18 protein-coding genes are annotated in these 20,004 nt (G+C 46.2%); 7 read left to right on the plus strand and 11 right to left on the minus strand.

The genetic code is table 11. The annotated features are described in order from the left end of the window. The first annotated feature begins 167 nt into the window (after positions 1-167). From DFP76_RS01330 to DFP76_RS01345, 4 genes are all read left to right on the plus strand, one after another. Complete coding sequence (locus tag DFP76_RS01330; RefSeq protein ID WP_113872885.1) at positions 168-1,751, plus strand: BCCT family transporter; 1,584 nt, start codon at positions 168-170, stop codon at positions 1,749-1,751. A 125-nt stretch (positions 1,752-1,876) separates the two neighbouring features. Continuing rightward, a complete protein-coding gene (locus DFP76_RS01335; RefSeq protein ID WP_013794831.1) occupies positions 1,877-3,037 on the plus strand; it encodes an iron-containing alcohol dehydrogenase in 1,161 nt (386 codons plus the stop codon). Positions 3,038-3,097: 60 nt separating this feature from the next. After that, positions 3,098-4,594 carry a CoA-acylating methylmalonate-semialdehyde dehydrogenase gene (locus DFP76_RS01340; RefSeq protein WP_113872886.1) on the plus strand — a complete coding sequence of 499 codons (1,497 nt, stop codon included), beginning with the start codon at positions 3,098-3,100 and terminating at the stop codon, positions 4,592-4,594. A gap of 201 nt (positions 4,595-4,795) precedes the next feature. Beyond that, on the plus strand, positions 4,796-5,689 hold the full coding sequence (locus DFP76_RS01345) for a LysR substrate-binding domain-containing protein (RefSeq protein ID WP_113872887.1): 894 nt from the start codon (positions 4,796-4,798) through the stop codon (positions 5,687-5,689). Positions 5,690-5,803: 114 nt separating this feature from the next. On the opposite strand, the gene DFP76_RS01350 is transcribed toward DFP76_RS01345, so the two are convergent. The 8 genes from DFP76_RS01350 to DFP76_RS01385 all read right to left on the minus strand — a co-directional run bounded on the left by DFP76_RS01350 (position 5,804) and on the right by DFP76_RS01385 (position 13,203). After that, positions 5,804-6,805: a TIGR03842 family LLM class F420-dependent oxidoreductase gene (locus tag DFP76_RS01350; RefSeq protein WP_113872888.1), complete on the minus strand. Its 1,002-nt coding sequence runs from the start codon at positions 6,803-6,805 to the stop codon at positions 5,804-5,806. Positions 6,806-6,859: 54 nt separating this feature from the next. After that, positions 6,860-7,552, minus strand: a complete 693-nt coding sequence (npdG, locus tag DFP76_RS01355; RefSeq protein ID WP_113872889.1) for an NADPH-dependent F420 reductase — start codon at positions 7,550-7,552, stop codon at positions 6,860-6,862. Then, the gene (cofE, locus tag DFP76_RS01360; protein ID WP_113872890.1) at positions 7,549-8,322 is read right to left on the minus strand and encodes a coenzyme F420-0:L-glutamate ligase; all 774 of its coding nucleotides are present in this window, start codon (positions 8,320-8,322) and stop codon (positions 7,549-7,551) included. Before cofE ends, npdG begins: the two co-directional genes overlap by 4 nt. Beyond that, positions 8,315-8,983 carry a 2-phospho-L-lactate guanylyltransferase gene (gene cofC / locus DFP76_RS01365; protein WP_113872891.1) on the minus strand — a complete coding sequence of 223 codons (669 nt, stop codon included), beginning with the start codon at positions 8,981-8,983 and terminating at the stop codon, positions 8,315-8,317. The genes cofE and cofC overlap by 8 nt, the downstream gene beginning before the upstream one ends. Then, the gene (gene cofD / locus DFP76_RS01370; protein WP_113872892.1) at positions 8,983-9,942 is read right to left on the minus strand and encodes a 2-phospho-L-lactate transferase; all 960 of its coding nucleotides are present in this window, start codon (positions 9,940-9,942) and stop codon (positions 8,983-8,985) included. Before cofD ends, cofC begins: the two co-directional genes overlap by 1 nt. Then, positions 9,942-11,156 carry a 5-amino-6-(D-ribitylamino)uracil--L-tyrosine 4-hydroxyphenyl transferase CofH gene (gene cofH, locus DFP76_RS01375; protein ID WP_113872893.1) on the minus strand — a complete coding sequence of 405 codons (1,215 nt, stop codon included), beginning with the start codon at positions 11,154-11,156 and terminating at the stop codon, positions 9,942-9,944. The genes cofD and cofH overlap by 1 nt, the downstream gene beginning before the upstream one ends. Next, the gene (gene cofG, locus DFP76_RS01380; protein WP_113872894.1) at positions 11,153-12,301 is read right to left on the minus strand and encodes a 7,8-didemethyl-8-hydroxy-5-deazariboflavin synthase CofG; all 1,149 of its coding nucleotides are present in this window, start codon (positions 12,299-12,301) and stop codon (positions 11,153-11,155) included. Before cofG ends, cofH begins: the two co-directional genes overlap by 4 nt. Positions 12,302-12,561: 260 nt before the next feature. After that, positions 12,562-13,203, minus strand: a complete 642-nt coding sequence (locus DFP76_RS01385) for a TetR/AcrR family transcriptional regulator (RefSeq protein ID WP_245931835.1) — start codon at positions 13,201-13,203, stop codon at positions 12,562-12,564. A 264-nt stretch (positions 13,204-13,467) separates the two neighbouring features. Between DFP76_RS01385 and DFP76_RS01390 the strand changes: the two genes are divergently transcribed. The 3 genes from DFP76_RS01390 (at position 13,468) to hydA (ending at position 17,919) form a co-directional block, all read left to right on the plus strand. Continuing rightward, on the plus strand, positions 13,468-14,715 hold the full coding sequence (locus DFP76_RS01390) for a M20 family metallo-hydrolase (RefSeq protein WP_113872896.1): 1,248 nt from the start codon (positions 13,468-13,470) through the stop codon (positions 14,713-14,715). Between the two features lie 116 nt (positions 14,716-14,831). After that, on the plus strand, positions 14,832-16,316 hold the full coding sequence (locus DFP76_RS01395; RefSeq protein ID WP_181799771.1) for an NCS1 family nucleobase:cation symporter-1: 1,485 nt from the start codon (positions 14,832-14,834) through the stop codon (positions 16,314-16,316). A 163-nt stretch (positions 16,317-16,479) separates the two neighbouring features. Next, entirely contained in the window at positions 16,480-17,919 is a 1,440-nt protein-coding gene (hydA, locus tag DFP76_RS01400; RefSeq protein ID WP_113872898.1) for a dihydropyrimidinase, read from the plus strand. A gap of 99 nt (positions 17,920-18,018) precedes the next feature. On the opposite strand, the gene DFP76_RS01405 is transcribed toward hydA, so the two are convergent. The 3 genes from DFP76_RS01405 to DFP76_RS01415 all read right to left on the minus strand — a co-directional run bounded on the left by DFP76_RS01405 (position 18,019) and on the right by DFP76_RS01415 (position 20,001). Then, positions 18,019-18,510, minus strand: a complete 492-nt coding sequence (locus DFP76_RS01405; RefSeq protein ID WP_113872899.1) for a phosphatidylglycerophosphatase A family protein — start codon at positions 18,508-18,510, stop codon at positions 18,019-18,021. A 39-nt stretch (positions 18,511-18,549) separates the two neighbouring features. Beyond that, positions 18,550-19,500 carry a thiamine-phosphate kinase gene (thiL, locus tag DFP76_RS01410; RefSeq protein ID WP_113872900.1) on the minus strand — a complete coding sequence of 317 codons (951 nt, stop codon included), beginning with the start codon at positions 19,498-19,500 and terminating at the stop codon, positions 18,550-18,552. Between the two features lie 204 nt (positions 19,501-19,704). Next, positions 19,705-20,001 (minus strand): DUF6172 family protein, encoded by a 297-nt coding sequence (locus DFP76_RS01415; protein WP_113872901.1) that lies wholly within the window; start codon positions 19,999-20,001, stop codon positions 19,705-19,707. Positions 20,002-20,004 lie beyond the last annotated feature (3 nt).

Here is a 20,004-nt window from a genome sequence, read left to right on the forward strand (position 1 = left end):
TTCGTTAGTGGCCGATGAATGTCTTAACAATAAAATAAAAATAAAAGAGAGAATCGCAATATGAAACACACAATGCACTCTTGTCTCATCTACGCAAAACAGCCCAGGCAGGCTGAATTTACTTTGCAATTGTCAAAGCATAACAACGCGCAGACGGGGTCAATACTATGAATAACAAATCTTATGTCCTTCCAAAAACAGGTGTTTTTTCAGGTACTCACCCAATATTAGCCGTTGGTTCTGCTCTGCTGGTGACCTTGTTTGTCTTGTTCACCGTCTTCGATCCAACCTTAGCAAACAGTCTTTACAGCTCAGCCAATAGCTATATCTCGTCTAATCTAGATTGGTATTACATTGGTTTAATTAGTTTTTTCCTATTTTTCGCGGTTTGGATCAGTTTTAGCCCATACGGTGACATTCGCCTTGGAAAAGATTCAGATCGTCCAGAATTCAGCAATTATGCCTGGTTCTCCATGCTGTTCAGCGCCGGTATTGGCATTGGCATTCTATTTTGGAGTATTGCCGAACCCATTTATCACTTACAAAGCAACCCTCTAATCACTGAGTCTCAGCAGAACGGCGTTGAGGCAGCGCAAGTCGCTATGCGTATCGCGATTTTCCATTGGGGCCTTCACGGCTGGGGATTGTTTGCTGTGATTGGTTTGGCCTTGGCGTATTTTTCCTACCGAAAAGGTCTGCCACTTTCCATTCGATCTAGCTTACATCCCATCTTTGGTGACCGAATCTATGGACCAATTGGTCACGCCGCGGATTTGCTAGCGGTATTCGGTACTGTATTTGGTATTGCCACTTCTCTAGGTTTAGGCGCGCAGCAGATGAACGCGGGTCTGTCTTATTTGTTTGGTATCGAAATTTCGACGACCAACCAAATTGTCCTCATTGCCATCTTGTCGGTGATTGCAACAGGCTCGGTTTTAACTGGCCTAAATAAAGGTATCAAGATCTTAAGTGAGTGGAATATGCACTTAACCATCGTGATCCTTTTGCTGTTCATTGTCTTTGGACCAACGGTTTATGTATTAGGCGCGTTTATTACTAACTTGGGTGATTATGTTGCCAACGTCGTTGAGCTAGGTTTCTGGGTCGATCCAGATCCAAAAGGTCAATGGCAAGGTTGGTGGACGATTTTCTACTGGGGTTGGTGGATCGCTTGGGCACCTTTCTGCGGTATCTTCATCGCGCGTATCTCTAAAGGCCGTACCATTCGTGAATTCGTCTTCGGTGTGTTAATTGCACCAACGCTATTGGCCGCTTTCTGGATTTCTATTTTTGGTAACACAGCGATGTTTGTTGAGTTGTTTGGCGCAGGCGGCATCACTGAAGCCGTGAATGCCGACACCACCATGGCATTGTTCACGACCATTGAAAGCATGAACGCAGGGGATATTGTCACCATCATTATTTCCAGCCTGTGTACCTTGATGCTCGTGACTTACTTTGTTACCTCTGCGGACTCCGCCACTCTAGTTATTTGTACTATTGTGTCTTTTGGTGATGAACATCCACCAGCAAAATTCAGAGTCTTTTGGGGCGCGGCCATCGGTGCTGTTGCCGCAGTACTTCTCTATGCTGGCGGATTGAAAGCCTTGCAAACAGCGTCCATCGTCGCCGCTCTGCCTTTCTCTTTCATCGTCATTATGGCGGCTTACGGACTGGTTAAATCGCTAAAAGAAGAGATCCGAAACAGTCAGGATGAACAACTGAAACCCTCAACGGAAGGAAAGTCTTAATCGATAACTGACTATTTGACTAGACTATCAAATAGCCGCGATTTGCTTCTGCATTATGGCAAATCGCGGTCTGTAATCGATCAACGACGCAACCGTTTTTCACACTCATAACATTAGGAAACAGTATGTCTACTCAAATCATTCTTCCGCGCATGTTACAGGTCGGCAAAGACGCCAGTCATGCCACTCCTAATATTCTAGAGAGCCTTGGCTGTCGCCGTCCTTTGATCATCACAGATAAAATGATGGTGCAATTGGGCTATGCGGCAAAAATTCAAGCCGTTCTCGCTGACCAAAACATGTCGGCTGACATCTTTGACGACACAGTACCAGAACCCACTGTCGCGTCGATTCAATCTGGCGTTAACAAAGTAAGAGAAGGCGATTACGACAGCATTATTGCCTTGGGTGGCGGTAGCCCAATCGACAGTGCTAAAGCCATTAGCATACTGGGTAAATTTGGTGGCGAAATGCGCGATTATAAATTTCCTCGCGTTGTCACTGAAGCTGGTTTACCCATTATTGCCATCCCAACGACGGCGGGTACAGGCTCAGAAGTCACCAAGGTAACCATCATTACAGATGAAAACACAGACGAAAAAATGCTCTGCATGGGCGTCGGTTTTATGCCTGTGGCAGCCTTGGTTGATTACAACTTGACGCTATCCTTGCCACCACGTACCACAGCTGATACGGGTATTGATGCGCTGACCCATGCGATGGAAGCCTATGTCAGTAAAAAAGCCAGCTTATACAGTGATGCTCAAGCTTTGGAAGCCATGCGTTTAATCGCACCGAATCTTCGCCGTGTATATCATGATGGCACTGACGAAACCGCTCGTGAAGCCATGATGCTTGGTTCGACACTCGCTGGCATCGCATTCTCAAATGCTTCTGTGGCATTGGTGCATGGCATGAGTCGCCCCATTGGCGCTGCGTTCCACGTTCCACATGGTTTATCCAACGCCATGTTATTGCCTGCTGTCACTGAATATTCTATTCCTGCCGCCGTTCAACGCTACGCGGATTGTGCTCGTGCCATGGGCATTGCGTCACAACAAGACAGTAACGACAGTGCCAACGAAAAGCTGATCGCTGAGCTTAAAGCCCTAAACGAAGAGCTAAAAGTCCCCACACCGGAAGAATTTGGCATCGACAGAGCCCATTACATGGGATTACTAGACACCATGGCTGAACAAGCGATCGCTTCTGGCTCACCGGGCAACAACCCGAGAGTACCAAGTCCAGAAGAAGTCATTGAGCTTTATAAACAACTTTGGGATTAAATTCGATTTAAACATTGAGAGCCTTTACTACGGCTCAGATAACTTTTTGAGGAAACGTAAATGAATACCATTGGACAACTGATTAATGGCGAAGTCATCGTCGAAGGCACTCGTCAACAAGACGTTTACAACCCATCTACTGGTGAAGTAAGCAAGCAAGTAGATCTTGCTTCTAAAAGTACCGTCGAAAGTGCCATTGCCGCTGCTCAAACGGCTTTCCCAGCTTGGCGTAATACTCCGGCCATTAAACGTGCTCGCATCATGTTTAAGTTTAAAAACTTGCTGGAAGAGAACGCCGATAAGATTTGCGCCATGATCGGCGAAGAACATGGCAAGATCAGTCATGATGCCGCAGGTGAATTGCAACGTGGTATCGAGAACGTAGAATACGCATGCGGTGCTCCTGAACTTCTAAAAGGTGAACACAGCAAAAACGTTGGTCCAAACATCGATTCTTGGAGCGAATTCCAGCCACTTGGCGTTGTTGCGGGTATCACACCGTTCAACTTCCCAGCCATGGTGCCACTGTGGATGTTCCCAATGGCATTAGTTTGCGGTAACTGTTTCATCCTTAAGCCGTCTGAACGTGATCCAAGCTCAACGCTTTTCATTGCTCAGTTGCTAAAAGAAGCTGGGCTACCAGACGGTGTCATGAATGTAATTAACGGCGACAAAGAAGCCGTTGATACTCTACTGCATGATGACCATATCAAGGCCGTGAGCTTTGTTGGGTCAACTCCCATTGCGGAATACATCTATACCACTGCCAATGCCAATGGCAAACGTTGCCAAGCACTAGGTGGTGCGAAAAACCACGCCATCGTGATGCCTGATGCGGATATGGACAATGCCGTTAACCAGCTCGTCGGCGCGGCGTTTGGTTCTTCTGGCGAACGCTGTATGGCTCTGTCTGTGGCCGTTGCCGTAGGCGATACAGCGGGGGATGCTCTTGTGTCAAAAATGCAAGAAGCCATGAAGAATCTAAACGTTGGTGCCTACTCTGATGCCACAAACGATTTTGGCCCTGTCATCACAAAAGCTCATCAAGAGAAAGTTATCGGCTATATTAATAGTGCAGAACAGCAAGGTTCCAAGATTGTCGTTGATGGTCGACAAACTAAGGTTGCCGGTTATGAAAACGGCTTCTTTGTTGGCGCAACGCTAATTGATAATGTGAGCTCTGACATGCTCAGCTACAAAGAAGAAATCTTTGGCCCAGTACTACAAGTAGTCCGAGTTGGCACCATGCAAGAAGCGATGGATTTAATCGATGCCCACGAATACGGTAATGGCACCTGCATCTTTACCCGTGATGGTGAAGCCGCACGTTATTTCTCTGACAATATTCAAGTTGGCATGGTTGGCATTAACGTTCCATTGCCAGTGCCTGTGGCGTATCACAGCTTCGGTGGCTGGAAACGTTCATTGTTTGGCGACCTGCATGCCTATGGCCCAGATGCGGTACGTTTTTACACTAAACGTAAAACCGTGACACAACGTTGGCCTTCTGCTGGTGTTCGCGAAGGCGTTGAATTTTCAATGCCAACCATGAAGTAAAAAAACCAATGCTAAGGATAGCAAAAGTGTTATCTTTCCATCGCCATAGCTCTCACCAATAAGAGCTATGGCTTTGTTTTATATAAAATAAATATAAAAACTAAAAGTCTATTAAGTCCTATTCCAGCTTAGGGTTACTGCAATAGGAAGTTTTGGCATCAATTAATAGCTAACATTGAAATATATGTTGAGATTACGAACATGAAAAAAAGACTGCCTCCACTAAATTGGTTACGCTCATTTGAAGCGTCAGCTCGTCACCTAAACTTCACACAAGCGGCCAATGAACTCAATCTCACCCAAGCCGCCATTAGCCAACAAGTCAAAAGTCTTGAATCACAACTGGGTACAACCCTTTTTAAACGACTGCCTCGCGGTCTCGCCTTGACCGATGCAGGCTTGGCCTACATGCCCGCCATTCATGACTCTATTGGCAGACTTGCTGCGGTCACAGATGAATTGTTTGGCCAAGGCCGAAGTCGACAAGTGACCATTCGTGTCACCTTGGTGTTTTTTACCACTTGGTTGGCCCCAAAATTGCCACTTTTTTACGAACAATACCCAGATATTCAGATACGCTTTACCAGCAATATTTGGAAAGAGGAAAAAGAAAAAGACACAGATTTAGATATCCGCTACGGTCGAGGTATATGGTCAGATGTGAAAGCCGAAAGACTCACTTGGGATGAACTCTTTCCTGTCTGCAGTCCTGATCTTGTAAAAGACCACGCACTTCCACTCGAAAAAGACCTGTTGTCAGAGCACAGATTACTGCACGTATTAGGTTATGAAGAGGGCTGGGGTTATTGGCTCAACCAAACCAGCACCGACTACCATGACAAAGGCCAAGGCATTCAATTCGACACTTTAATCTCGGCTCTTGAAATGGCCAAGCTTGGACTAGGCTTTGCACTTGGTCGCACCTCATTGGTATCAAGTATGTTGGAAGAGGGCAGTCTAATCGCTCCCTTTGAAGATAAGCTGGAAACGTCTGAAGCGTTTTTCTTAACCCATCCTGTACAACAATACCTTCACCCTAATGCTGAAATTTTCAAGCAATGGATTTTGACGAACTTGCAGGATCAGCCCGCCTAATAGTGCCTCCAGTTGAAACGCTAATAAGCGGTTCCGCTCATACCTAAAAGGCCAATTTATTGCCAAAAAATAGCCAACCGAACGTTGGCTATTTTCGCCTTTCAAGGCCATTTATTAACGAAATTTTGGAATAATCTCAGCACCGTATTTGGCAATAATTTCTTCTTCGTCGCCGCTGTCTAGATAGATGTTGAACTGCGTGGCTCCCGCCGCTTCAAGATCTTTGATCTTAGCGATGTGATCTTCTGGTGTACCCAATACACAGAAGCTTTTCACTATATCTTCGGTGATGAAATCTAAGAATGGGTTGTCGCTTTGACCATGTTTCGAGTAATCGTAGCCACGACGTTTTTCGATGTAATCCGTTAAGCTTTTTGGCACTAAGCCTGAATCACTACCGTATTTCTCAACAATATCTGCCACATGGTTACCCACCATAGCAGGGAACCATTTGGTGTGTTCAATACAGTAATCCATGTCACCAAAGTAAGCGGGAGCTGCCGCTTGAACTTTAAAGTTAGACATATCACGTCCCGCTTCATTACCCGCTGCAATGGCTTGATCTTTGAACCATTTCACCAAGTCAGGATCGCCAATTTGCAGGATCAAACCATCTCCTACTTGTCCTGCGGTTGCTAAGGCTTTTGGTCCATAAGCACCAATCCAAACAGGCAGTTCATAACCTGTTGCCCAAGGCAATTTGACTGGCTCAGGGCATTCACCGTACTCCACTTCTTCCCCTCGCACCATGGCTTTAACTTTCGTAGTAAATTCTGCCAAACGAGCCAATGTGGCGGGCTTTTTCCCCATCACTCGCATTGATGAATCCCCTCGCCCCAAACCAATATCAAAGCGTCCATTACTTTGATGCGCCAAGCTGGCGTATAAGCTTGCGGAGAGAGACCAATCACGAATATTAGGGTTGGTCACACATGGGCCAAATCGCATGTTTTCAGTGTGTTCCATACACATGGCCATGGCGACAAACGATTCGCGCCATAAAATGTGAGAATCGTAAAACCAACAGTAAGTAAAACCCGCTTCCTCAGCCTGACGTACCAAACTGCGTGCCCGATCAGGGCTCACAAAGCCTTTAAAAGTGATGCCGAATTCCATAGTAAGTTCCTCTTATGATCATTTTTTAGTATGAGTTTTTTGTGAGATAAAACCTTAATGAGCCTGCTCTGGTGGGCAAATTCGCACCCCAGCATGGGAAAAAGGCACATCCTTTGAAATGTTCAGACGAATCAGAATAGGAGTTAATGCCTCGATGCATCGAGCACTCTCAGCCAACCCTGCGTTGTAGGCTTGCGTGCCCATTGTTTGGCATAATTGGATCACCCGTTTTTTCGCTGCCAAATCATTACCACACACCAGAATGTCGCAATTAATGGGGCGCGATAAATCGTTTAGCGTAATGGCTGACACATTATGCAATGCACCGACGACTGGAATGTCGTCGCCTAACAAGGCTTGCGCGGCTTCGGTCACCGAGCCTTCAACCGGCATTTCTACCGCTTTTGGGTTCCCCGGTGCCAGAGGCACAACAATGTCCACTAGGGTTTTACCAGCCAACGTCGATGCCAATGCCTTTAAGGTCTCATCGTGACCTGCATAAGGCACAGATAGAATCACCAAATCGTCAGCTGTTTTGGTTGCTGTGACCATATCCGCCCCCGTTATCTGAGCGGTTACGCCAAGCGCATTGAGCTGTTCCGTTAATTCACTGGCGGTCTGTTGAGCTTTACTGGCGTCTCTCGACCCAAGCACAATATGAACACCAGCCTGTGCTAAACGCAGGGCTAACCCCTTACCTTGTGGACCGGTGCCACCTAAAATAGCGACTGTGTTATCTTCACTCATCTAAATAAATCCTCATTATGTGAACGGATAAGGTCTCGACTTGAGCTCTGTGTTTTTGACCAATTTAAACCTCTAAAAAGAATCACTGGGGACTTGGCACTTTTTTCCATTAAAAGACCGGACGCAGCCGCCAGCTCGTCGGCGAACGCAGGGGCGGTAACACTCAGAGGGCGACCAAAGGCATCGACTTCTCCTAGCATGTGCATAACCCCAGGAACATTGGCGAGACCGATTGCCACATTGGTTTGGCCCAAACGCCAAGGGCGACCAAAGGTATCGCTGATCACCACACCTAATTCACATTGAAAATGTGCTTCCAAGCGCTGACATAATGTGGTTGCACTTTTATCTGGATCTTCGGGCAATAAAATCAGCTGCCCAGGATGATCCGCATTGGACTCATCCACTGCGGCATTGGCACAGATATAGCCTTTTTTGTGCTCTGCGATCAGCACACCTTCTTGCTGATCTGGTCGTTTCATTGCCCGAACGATACGATTCGACTGAGACAAGATAACTTCTACTTTACGTGGGTCTTTATTCACGGTTTTCGCCAGCTCAATGGCTTCGTTACTAGGCGTCACATCGGATAAGTAGACACAAGCCCCTTCTGTTTTGGACACCACCTTGTGTGCAACCACTAAGATGTCGCCCTGCTGCAAACCTTGGTTTTGTGTCGATAAGGTATCAATAATGCTCTGCGCCAGATCATCTCCAGATTGAAAGTCCGGTAACCCCATCAAACGTGACATAGTCATAGAATCAGGCATATCGGACCGCCTTAACGGAAGCAATGAGAGACTTATGCCAGAACTGAAAACGCTCAGGTTGACGGCGAGATGCCAGCGACAAATCTTCCTTTTGATCGATGTCCAACGACAAGTGAGTCAAATGCAAGCTACGACAACTGAGTTGCTGCATTTGCGCATTGGTTTGATGGGCCACCGCAGAGAGACAACCGTACTCGAACTCAATGGCATCAGGCGGAGAAGTGAATAAAGCATTGGTCCCTCCATCTTTGGCCACGGCAATCACCACCTGAGCTTCCAACCCTGCGGTTAACAAGGCTTGAATCTCTGATTTTTCCAACATAGCGATGTCACTCGGGATGATCAATTGACCATCGTAGCCGGACTGTTTCACCCAATCGCAGGCAAACCGTAAAGCGCCATTTAAGCCCCTTTCACCGTCATCAAACAGACTGTTCGCTTGGTAATCTTGCGCCAACCGAAGGACATCCAGCGACTCACTCACCACCAACACATCTAACTCAGGAAAATGCTGCTGGAAAAACTGCAAAGTCGTTTCAAACAAACTGAGTGACAAGCTCTCTCGCGCCTCAGCTGGCAAGTTCGACGACAAACGCTGCTTTCCTTTAGCCGGTGATTTCATTGGAATCACCACACATAGATTGTTTACTTTTGGTTTCATCAAGCGGCCCTCTTTGCTTGTTTATCTAATGCAAAAGCCACCACTTGATCGAGCAAGTTCACTTTGTCATCACGCTCTTTCATCAAGGTTGGTGTCACTAAGACATCCACGCCTTGAGCCTGCAACCAGTCAGCTTCTTGTGCATCTTGCAGGTCGATCACCATGCCATCTAAAAAACCTTGGTAAGAATCGTAAATGCCTTTTGAATCGACGCTCTTCCCTTCGCTTAACAGCATTTTGTCTGCGGGACCTTTAACCGTTTTTCCACCGATCAAGGGTGAAATAGCCACAACATAAGCGTCACTGTCGATAACGGCTTGGCGAATATCTGGGATGGACAGAATGGCTCCGATGCTAACCACAGGGTTACTGGGCGCAATGACAATCAAATCACTAGTCGATAATTGAGCTAAGGCGGCGGCATTGGGTGTCGCGTGATCCGCCCCTTGATAAGCCACTTCAATCACGTCTGGTTGACAATGTTCGCGAACAAAAAATTCTTGAAAAGACAGCCAACCAGAGGGCGTCTTAACACGAGTCTGCAGCGTATCATCCGTCGGTAATAAAATCGGCAGATTTACCCCATGTCGCGTTGCTAACCTTTGAGTAATCTCACTCATGCTGACGCCTTGCTTTCTTAGCTGAGTGCGATAAATGTGCGTCGCCAGATCCAAATCGCCTAAGGTCATCCAAGTATCTTGGCCCAACGCCGCAAGCTCTTTTAGTGTTTGGTGGCTCTCGCCTTTACGCCCCCAACCTTGCTGACGATCTATTTGACCACCAAGGGAATAAATCAAGGTATCAATGTCTGGGGAGACCCAAAGCCCATGAAATTCATCGTCATCGGCGACGTTTCCAATCACTTTTGCCCTTTGTGCATAGCGCCCAAACGCCAAACCTTCTGCTGCTTTAGCACCTCCTACTCCGCCGGCTAATAAGGTGATATTTAACCCCGCCATCACGCCACTCCTTGAATCGCTATACGATTCGGCTGCACTGGATCTTGGGTATAATCTCTCACCGTCTGATACTTGGTATTACGCTGAATCGCACTTAGTCCCGCCGCTTCAATATTGGCCACCATGTCTTCAGGCATCACTTCCTGACCATGAGTCGCGCCCGCCGCACGAGAAATGCTTTCATTCATCAAGGTACCGCCCAGATCATTGGCGCCGGAACGTAACATTTGAGCCGCAACATCCGGCCCCATTTTCACCCACGAAGCTTGAATATTGTCGATGTGGCCTTGCAACATAAGACGAGCAATGGCGTGCATTTTAAAGTGTTCATCTCGGGTGGGACCGGGACGAACTTTATCTGGGTTATCCTTATATAAACGTGTTTCATAATGGATAAAACCAAGTGGTACAAACTCGGTAAAACCGCCAGTGTCTTTTTGAATATCTCGCAGCAATTTGAGGTGATTCGCCCAATGAATCGGCTGATCCACATGACCGTACATAATGGTAGAAGTTGTCGGCACACCCACTGAATGCGCAGCACGTATAATGCGGACCCATTCTTCTGTGGTGAGTTTGTTCTTGGTCAGCTGTTTACGCACTTCCGTATCCAAGATCTCCGCCGCGGTGCCCGGCATAGAACCTAGACCCAATGCTTTTAACTCAGACAAAAACACCTCTGGTTCAAGGCGAGCTTTTTTACAGCCATACCAAATTTCAAACGGTGAAAACGCATGGATATGAATCTCTGGCACACGTTTTTTGACGGCAATGACCAGGTTCCGGTAATAATTTGCGTCTATGTCTGGGTGCAAACCGCCTTGAATACAAACCTCAGTGGCGCCACGCTGCCAAGCCTCTTCAGCACGGTCAGCCACTTGCTCCACCGTCAAAAATTCCGCGTCTTTGCTGCCTTTTTCCGTCGCAAAGTTACAAAAGCGACACCCCATGTAACAGACATTGGTGAAATTAATATTACGGGTCACCACAAAGCTGCCGGTATTACCCACACGTTGTTCTCGTACTTGGTCAGCCGCCGCTAACACGGCTTGCGCTTCCTCACCTTCTGTTGCAAACAACACACAGGCTTCGTCAACACTCAGCTCCTCACCCAAAATCGCCTTATTCAGAATCGTTTGAACTTCCGAATTTAGCTGTTGGGATCGAATAATCGCCTCAGAGGTCGACGTTTCATTGATGGTATTTAGACTCATGCGACAAGTCCTCCTGTAGCGGAAAGAGAGTAAGCAGATGACGAATATGACGTCGCCATGGACGCCACTCGTTGTATTAGGTTTTCAGTCAGGTATTTGCCCTGCGCTTGTTGATAGCGAGGATAGATGGTCAGTCGCTCTTGCAATGAATACCCCAAGCCTTCACAGGCTTGGGCGACACTACTGATTTGCGGCCAAGCTCTTTCAGGGTTAATGAAATCTTTAGTCAAAGGAGAAATGCCCCCCCAATCATTGATGCCTGCATGAAGGTAGCTGCCATATTCTTCTTCTAAATTGGGCGGAGCTTGTAGACTAATCTCACCCGGCAGAATTAGTCGAGCCACAGCAATGGTTCGCTTCATGTCATCCAGATCCGGCTCTTGGCAACCCGCCATTTGCGTCCCTGGCTTAGCACGAAAATTTTGAATAATGACTTCTTGAATATGGCCGTATGCCAGGTGCCGGTCACGAATGGCCACCAGACTGCGTACTCTGTCTTCCCAACTTTCCCCTATGCCAATCAAAATTCCCGTAGTAAAGGCAATGTCTAAACGACCTGCGTACTCCAAAGTATTTAAGCGCCGCTTCGGAGTTTTATCTGGGCAGGCATAATGGGCTTGGCCTTGTTTGAGTAACTCGGTGGTGACGTTTTCCAACATCATGCCCATACTCGCAGCCACAGGTTTTAGGCGTTTCAATTCGTCATAAGTCAAAGCCCCTGCGTTCACATGGGGCAATAGACTGGTGTTATCGAGCACATTGGCACATTGATCATGGAGATAGTCTAAGGTGTTGTCGTACCCTAATTCCGCCAGCTTATCCCGCGCCTTTTGATAACGCAGTTCAGGACGCTCACCCAAACTAAATAACGCTTCTTTGCAATCTAAAGCCGCGCCTTCTTGTGCGGTTTTCAATACTTGCTCAGGCGTCATGTAGTTAGCGTGAATGGAATCTGGTGATTGAACAAAGGTGCAGTAACCGCAAGTGTCACGACACATATTCGTTAAAGGTATAAAAACTTTTTTTGAATAACTGATGGCGTTTCCCCAAGCTTGATCACGGGTATTTGCCGCCTGTTGGCAGAGTGCGTACAAGTCTGGACCAGTCGCAAACTCATAAGATATGGCTTCGGTAACAGAGATCATATTCACTCCACTCAATATTAGAAAATTAACTTTTTTACCATTTGGTATAAAAATTAATAACAAGCATTTTGGTGGTAGTAAATTGTTTTTTTTAGTGCAAATAGCGCACTAAAATTGCGCCATTGAATTAAAGTTTAGTTAAACAAAAAGTTAACTAAATGGTTAAGATCATGAAAAGACGTGCTTTTTTAAAGGTTTTAGACTGGCTATTTTTTCACCAGCCAAGTAAAAATGAGAAGGAATTGAAGTAAGAAAGAATTTTAATTTATTTTTTTGGCACCAAGAGCGCGCATTACAAATTCAGTGACCGCTAATTCGGCTCGTTCAAAGTCATCTTCATCTAATGATGTCTTAGCAAGTAATACTTCCATTTGCAGAGAGAAATCCGCATAGGTTTGGGTCGCAGCCCAAATGGTAAAAAATAAATGTTCAGCGTCGATATCTGCTATTAACCCTTTACTTATCCATGACTTAACTAATTTAACATCCCGTTCAAACTGTGGTTTTAAATGGCTCACTAGGTAGTCTTTTAGCATTGGTGCACCGCTAATAATTTCATGAGCGAAAACTTTCGAACCGTTCGGATAAAGACGCGATAGCTGCATTTTTTCATGGACGTAGCGACGTATCACAAGTTCTGGAGTATCGCCGTCTTTTTCAAGAAAAGACAGCTTTTCAATCCAAATATCAAGCATCTCTTTGAGCACCCTTTTATAAAGTAACTCTTTGTTTGAAAAGTAATAAATCAGATTTTGCTTGGATATTTTAGCGACCGCGGCGATGGCTTCCATAGACGATCCGTTATAACCTTTCTCAGCAAAGACAATTTCCGCTGAACGTAAAATTCTCGCTTCCAACTCTTGTCGATTAATAGACTGCTTCGTTTGTTTCTGTTTTTTCACTACCAAACTTTATTCCACCTTTTATTGGTCTTTAATCGCTTTTCTAAAGTATCACAAATATATGTTTTTAAAGGTTAATTTTTAATTAATTAGTATTATTCTGAGAGCTCTTATGACTATTAATATGGCTTTGTTTCACTGAATCAAGACAGTGTTATTTAAAAACTTGGCCTAGTTATTGCTGACCAAAAAGACAAGTTCAAATTTTTTTATTCAGCTTTTTTACCTTTTGGTAAATGTATTTAACGGTAATAGGAGACGGCCATGCAAGACCTTCGAATTAACGAACAACGCCTTTGGGATACGTTAATGGAAATGGGGGAAATTGGCGGCACCGAAAAAGGCGGCTGTAATCGTTTAGCCGGAACGGATTTGGATAAACAAGCTCGTGATCTTTTTGTGTCTTGGTGTGAAGCCTGCGGTTGCACAGTGGAAGTTGACAAAATTGGCAACATTTTTGCTCGTCGACCTGGTATCAATAACGATTTACCAGCCGTCGGCACAGGCAGCCACCTTGATACTCAACCTACTGGTGGTAAGTTCGATGGTGTCTTTGGTGTGCTATCAGGCGTTGAGGTATTACGAACCCTTCATGAAAACAAGATAGAGACACCTACGGCGATGGAGTTCTCTGTCTGGACCAACGAAGAAGGCTCTCGTTTCCAGCCCGCTATGCAAGGTTCTGGTACCTATGTTGGTCGCTTCGACTTAGCAGCTGAATTAAATAAAACCGATGTGAATGGCATTCGTCTCGGTGATGAGTTGGAACGCATCGGCTACCTAGGAGATATGGAATTGGGTAGCCGCCATATGGGGGCATTTTTTGAAGCACACATTGAACAAGGCCCTATACTGGAAGATGAAAAAAAGGCCATTGGTATTGTGCGCTTAGGCCAAGGTATTCGCTGGTACAACATAGAAGTAGTCGGTCGACCTTCTCATTCTGGCACCACGCCAATGCATTTACGTAAAGATGCCATGTTAGCAGCGTCAGCCATTGTGACCGAAATGAATAACATTGCCCATCGTCATGAGAACGGTTTGGGTACCGTTGGCTATATGGATGTGTGGCCAAACTCACGCAATACGATTCCAGGTAAGGTGACCTTCAGTGCCGATTTGCGTAACCCCCGTCCTGATGTGTTGCTGACCATGCATGAAGAACTAGAAGCCTTTTGTGAAAAGGTCGCCAAAGAGCATAACCTTGATGTCAATCTGGATCACTTTTGGTATTTCGCGCCGGTGGAGTTTAATGCTTCTGACGATGTTAAAGCCGCCACCGAAAAATTAGGTTATAGCCATATGGATATCTATGCTGGCGCTGGGCATGACGCCTGCTATATGGCGGATTTGGTCCCAACAGGGATGATTTTTACACCTTGTTTAAACGGCATCAGTCACAACGAAGCCGAGTACAGTTCTCCTGAAGAGTGTGCTGCCGGTGCCAATGTGCTGCTGCATACCATGTTAGAAGCCAGTAAACGGATAGCCCAAGAACATACAAAAGCATAATCCTTGTCCACAAGAGACGAGATGAAGAAAGGGCACTCAATAAACTGAGTGCCCACCTTGAATGAAGCAATAATCCCATAATAACGATCAACCCAAGAATAGAAGAGGTGGCAAAAATGACCAGCAAGTCTGTTAAGCAAGGTGAGTTTTATGAGTTAGAGGTCGATAGCGACCTGCAAAATAGCACAGCCTATAATGACGACCTTGCTCCGACTAAGATCAAGGATCGCACATGGAGTAAATGGAACATCGCCGCCCTTTGGGTCGGGATGTCCATTTGTGTACCAACTTACACCCTAGGTGGCGTACTGACCGCTTACTTCGGGTTATCTGTTACGGAAGCCCTGTTCACCATTTTGATTGCAAATATTATCTTGCTGGTGCCACTCACCTTGAATGCCTACCCTGGTACCAAGTTTGGCATTCCCTTCCCTGTCTTATTACGCTCTTCCTTTGGCATGGTGGGGTCCAATATCCCCTGCTTGATTCGTGCCGTAGTTGCCTGTGGTTGGTTTGGTATTCAAACTATGTTTGGTGGCTTAGCCATTCACTTATTCCTGTCAGCCATTTCAGATGGTTGGGCTAGCTTAGGTGGCGTTGGCGAAGTCATTGGTTTCTTTGTCTTCTGGGCACTGAATATGTATGTGGTCATCAAGGGCGCAGAATCCATCAAATGGCTGGAAACATTGGCCGCTCCTTTGCTTCTTATAGTAGGTATTGGCTTAATGGTTTGGGCTGGCGGTAAAGTATCCTTTACGGAAATTTTAGCCACACCTGCTAACCGTCCAGAAGACGCTGGCTTTATGGGCTACTTTTTAGGTGGTTTGACCGCGATGGTTGGTTTTTGGGCGACACTGTCACTCAATATTCCTGACTTCAGTCGTTATGCCAAAACACAGAAAGACCAAGTGATTGGTCAAATTATTGGCCTGCCGGTCACTATGTTTTTCTTTGCTGCATTAGGTGTCGTACTAACGGCCGCTTCTAGTACGTTAGTCGGGGAAACCATTTCCGATCCGATTTCATTAATTGGTAAAATTGACAGCCCTGTTTGGGTTGCGGTGGCTATGGTGTTGATTGTGATTGCGACTCTATCAACCAACACAGCGGCCAACGTGGTATCGCCAACCAATGACTTCCAGAACATTGCACCGAAACTCATCAACCATACTCGCGGAGCTTTATTAACGGGGTTTATTGGCATTTTATTGATGGGCTGGGAACTGCTCAAAAAAATGGGCATGTTGGAATCGGATGTCAGTGTTGAAAGCATGTACTCTAACTGGCTATTAGGCTACTCCAGCTTACTTGGCCCTATTGCAGGCATTATGATTGTCGATTACTTCTTAATCAAACGTCAGCATTTGGATCTGGTTGCCTTGTATACTCCAAGTAGTTTATATCCAGCCTTCAATAACGCCGGACTTATCGCTTTTGCGATTCCTGTCTTAATCACCCTCATCGCTTTGAATGTACCGTCATTAGGCTGGTTCTATAACTATGGCTGGTTTACCGGTGCTTTCACGGGGGCTTTGCTGTACTTCATCTTAGCAAACCTACAAAGCGCTTCAGCAAACCAAACCGATGCTGTGGCTTCATAAGAAGCTAATTTAATCTCACTGGCGTTGCCTGTTTCCGTCTAGGACGGTGACAGAGCAATGCCATCCTTCAACACTGGCAACTCGCGAACGAGCAAGGCTCACTCTTGCTAGTCGAACGCGCTTGCCCAAATTTAACAACAAACCTGTAGAAAAAGGACGGCATATGAGTCTATTAATCAAAGGCGGAACCATTGTCACCCATGAAGAAACCTTTCAAGCCGACATTCTCTGTAAAGACAATAAAATTGTCGAAATTGGCAGCATCAGTCAGCTACCAAGTGATGTAGAAACCATTGATGCAACGGGTAAACTCATCATGCCTGGCGGCATTGATCCCCATACCCACATGCAATTACCTTTTATGGGCACAGTGGCAAAAGATGATTTCGCCTCAGGCACGGCTGCAGCGTTAGCTGGAGGAACCACCAGCATCATTGATTTTGTGATCCCAAACCCGCAACAGTCACTTTTAGAGGCTTACCATCAATGGCGTGGTTGGGCTGAAAAAGCTCATTCAAACTACACCTTTCATGTGGCCATTACCTGGTGGGACGACTCCGTCGCGGAAGAAATGAAGGTACTGGTTGATCAACATGGTGTGAACAGCTTTAAGCATTTTATGGCGTATAAAAATGCCATCATGGCAACAGACGACATTCTGGTGTCCAGCTTCACAAAATGCCTTGAACTGGGTGCCATTCCTACTGTTCACGCAGAAAATGGTGAACTGGTGTATCACCTACAAAACAAACTGTTAGCAGAAGGCATGACTGGGCCAGAAGCACATCCGTTATCTCGTCCATCCTCCGTTGAAGGTGAGGCTGCGAATCGCGCCATTAGTATCGCCAACACATTAGGCGCGCCTATTTATTTGGTCCACGTCTCCACCGAAGAAGCCGTTGACGCCATTCGCTATGCCAAAGATCACGGCCAAACGGTATTTGGTGAAGTACTCGCCGGTCATTTAACCGTTGATGACAGTGTTTACCAAACCCCCGATTGGGCTACGGCCGCCGCCCACGTAATGAGCCCGCCATTTCGTCCTCAGCATCACCAAGATGCGCTTTGGAAGGGCGTTCAAGGGGGCACCTTACAAACCACAGCCACCGACCACTGTGCTTTTTGCGCAGATCAAAAAGCCATGGGGAAAGACAACTTTGCCCAGATCCCAAATGGCACAGCCGGTGTCGAAGAACGCATGATGGTACTGTGGGAAAAGGGCGTGAATGAAGGCAAGATCACCGCCAATGAATTTGTTGCTTTGACCTCGACCAATACCGCAAAAATATTCAACATCTACCCGAACAAAGGTTGTATTCGAGTAGGCGCTGATGCCGATTTGGTCATCTGGAACCCTGCCGCGAAAAAGACCATTTCTGCGAAAACCCATCACTCAAAAATTGAACACAGTATTTTCGAAGGTATGGAGATAAACGGTGTTCCAGAGACCACCATTTGTAATGGTAAATTGGCTTGGCACAACCATACCCTTATCGCTAAATCAGGAGAAGGGAAATACATAGATCGCCCCGCCTACGCACCTTTCTATGAGGCGCTGCGTAAGCGCAAAGAATTGAACAAACCGGTCGCAGTAGCTCGTTAATTCATCATAATTTAACGCAAAAAGTACGACTCACAAAAAAGCGATGTGATCACTCACATCGCTTTTTTGATGATCTAATTTAGGCTCCAAGGAAGCGTATTAGAAACGTTCTATAACAAAATGCACAATGGCTTGCAGCACCACAAAAGACATGACGCCAGCGAGAATATCGTCAAGCATAATGCCAAAGCCGCCATGAATGTTTTTATCGACCCATGAAATCGGCCAAGGCTTTAAAATGTCAAACAGACGAAACAAAATAAACCCTAATACAAGATAAAGCCAACCTGCTGGAGCCATCCACATGGTGATCCAGAAACCAACGAATTCATCCCACACAATACCTGCATGGTCATGCACTCCCATGTCTTTCGACGTCTTGCCACACAGATAAATCCCCAGCAGCGAGGTAAGCACTAATACCACCAAGTATTCCATATTGGACAAGTCTTGTAGGAACCAAATAAATAGCGGCACCGCCGCCAAGGTACCAAACGTGCCAGGGGCTTTTGGTGCCGCACCAGAACCAAGACCAAACGCCAGAAAATGAATCGGATTTCGCCATACAGAGGCGGGGGCAGAATTTGCCATAACGCGGAAACCTTCTAAAAAATTAAATGTATTGTACTGCTAAAAATGTTGCCAGCCAGACACATCACCATCATACCCTTGAATGGTGAAACCTGACGTTGTAACTTCGCCAACTTTGATACAAGGCAACCCTAGAGTTTGAGTAATCAAAGCAATTTCGGCCGCTTGAGAAGGCTCTGCGGTAAAGCACAGTTCGTAATCGTCGCCACCGGTTAACGCCAAATTCAATGCTTGCTCTGGTTGCCACTGCCTCAACTCATAAGAAATCGGTATGCGGCTGGCATCCAAGTTTGCTCCCACCTTTGACGCCGTTAAAATATGCTGAATATCTTGCGCTAAACCATCCGAAATATCCATCATGGCATTCACCACTCGCTTCAACGCCATACCAGCGATTAAACGCGGTGACGGCCGCCAAAAGCGTTCATAGAAATAATCAAAACGTTCACTGGAAACCTGTGTTTGGCCGGTCACAATCGCCACAGCCGCTGCGGCATCTCCCAAGCAACCGGTGACATAAATGTCATCTCCCACTTGCGCGTTAGCACGACAAGGGGTTTGATCGTGCTCGACATAACCATGAACTTGCAAGCTGATGGTTAAAGGGCCTTTTGTGGTATCCCCGCCAACCAAAATCAAGCCTATCGGCTCCGCCAATTCGGCCATACCTTGCGCTAACCCTGCAAGCCATTGTGGATCTGAGTGAGGTAACGTCAAAGCTAGAGTAAAGAAGGCCGGTTTTGCGCCCATTGCCGCTAAATCGCTGACACAGGTTGCCACCGCCCGATAACCAATATCGACAGGATCGGCATCATAGGGAAAATGACGACCTTCAACCAAGGTATCCATTGAAAACACCAAACTTTGACCTGTGGGCACTTGCACCTGAGCACAGTCATCACCAATGCCCAGTAAAAGATCGTCACGACCTCGAATACTAGCCATTTCAGAAGCCTGAAAGATGCTTTTTATCAACTCAAATTCTTTCAACAGAATGTCCTTTTATTCCCCAGCCAAGCCCATCAACGAGGGGTTGAGGAAAATCAATTTACTCAATAAGAGGATACCGTATTGTCAGTAAGATGTCAGAAGCAAAATGGTGAGGCTAGACCAAGCGTGCAAAAATAAACAAGGCCGATCGCTTATCGCTGATCAGCCTTGTTAACCGCCAATGATAGGTTCTCTGCCGCGAGATTAATCTTCTTTCGGGCGCTTCATTCTTGTCTTAGGCGTTGGCACCACTTCAAGATAAAAAGACTTCCAGTGCTGACTTTGTGCAGAACTGATATTGACGTTGATATCGCCTTCATGAATGTCGCGAGCCTTGCTTTCAACTTGCCCAAACTTACAATTAAATCCCCAAAAGTCAGCCCCTTCTGGTAAAGCTCTAGCACGCTCTTGCTTAATGTATTTCTTTACTTCGTTTTTAGCGGCTTCGATCACGCGCTGATATGAAAGCTTGGGGTGGGAGAGAACAAACGTCTTTTTCATTTT

The organism is Marinomonas aquiplantarum, from assembly GCF_003314975.1.
Lineage (GTDB): Bacteria > Pseudomonadota > Gammaproteobacteria > Pseudomonadales > Marinomonadaceae > Marinomonas > Marinomonas aquiplantarum.

Coding starts and splice junctions, on each gene's coding strand:
- DFP76_RS01395 (WP_181799771.1), top strand. CDS start 14,832: ATGACCAGCAAGTCTGTTAAGCAAGGTGAGTTTTATGAGTTAGAGGTC.
- cofD (WP_113872892.1), bottom strand. CDS start 9,942: ATGGCGGGGTTAAATATCACCTTATTAGCCGGCGGAGTAGGAGGTGCT.
- DFP76_RS01405 (WP_113872899.1), bottom strand. CDS start 18,510: ATGGCAAATTCTGCCCCCGCCTCTGTATGGCGAAATCCGATTCATTTT.
- DFP76_RS01415 (WP_113872901.1), bottom strand. CDS start 20,001: ATGAAAAAGACGTTTGTTCTCTCCCACCCCAAGCTTTCATATCAGCGC.
- DFP76_RS01345 (WP_113872887.1), top strand. CDS start 4,796: ATGAAAAAAAGACTGCCTCCACTAAATTGGTTACGCTCATTTGAAGCG.
- DFP76_RS01340 (WP_113872886.1), top strand. CDS start 3,098: ATGAATACCATTGGACAACTGATTAATGGCGAAGTCATCGTCGAAGGC.
- cofG (WP_113872894.1), bottom strand. CDS start 12,301: ATGATCTCTGTTACCGAAGCCATATCTTATGAGTTTGCGACTGGTCCA.
- DFP76_RS01350 (WP_113872888.1), bottom strand. CDS start 6,805: ATGGAATTCGGCATCACTTTTAAAGGCTTTGTGAGCCCTGATCGGGCA.
- cofH (WP_113872893.1), bottom strand. CDS start 11,156: ATGAGTCTAAATACCATCAATGAAACGTCGACCTCTGAGGCGATTATT.
- hydA (WP_113872898.1), top strand. CDS start 16,480: ATGAGTCTATTAATCAAAGGCGGAACCATTGTCACCCATGAAGAAACC.
- cofC (WP_113872891.1), bottom strand. CDS start 8,983: ATGAAACCAAAAGTAAACAATCTATGTGTGGTGATTCCAATGAAATCA.
- DFP76_RS01390 (WP_113872896.1), top strand. CDS start 13,468: ATGCAAGACCTTCGAATTAACGAACAACGCCTTTGGGATACGTTAATG.
- DFP76_RS01335 (WP_013794831.1), top strand. CDS start 1,877: ATGTCTACTCAAATCATTCTTCCGCGCATGTTACAGGTCGGCAAAGAC.
- npdG (WP_113872889.1), bottom strand. CDS start 7,552: ATGAGTGAAGATAACACAGTCGCTATTTTAGGTGGCACCGGTCCACAA.
- DFP76_RS01330 (WP_113872885.1), top strand. CDS start 168: ATGAATAACAAATCTTATGTCCTTCCAAAAACAGGTGTTTTTTCAGGT.
- cofE (WP_113872890.1), bottom strand. CDS start 8,322: ATGCCTGATTCTATGACTATGTCACGTTTGATGGGGTTACCGGACTTT.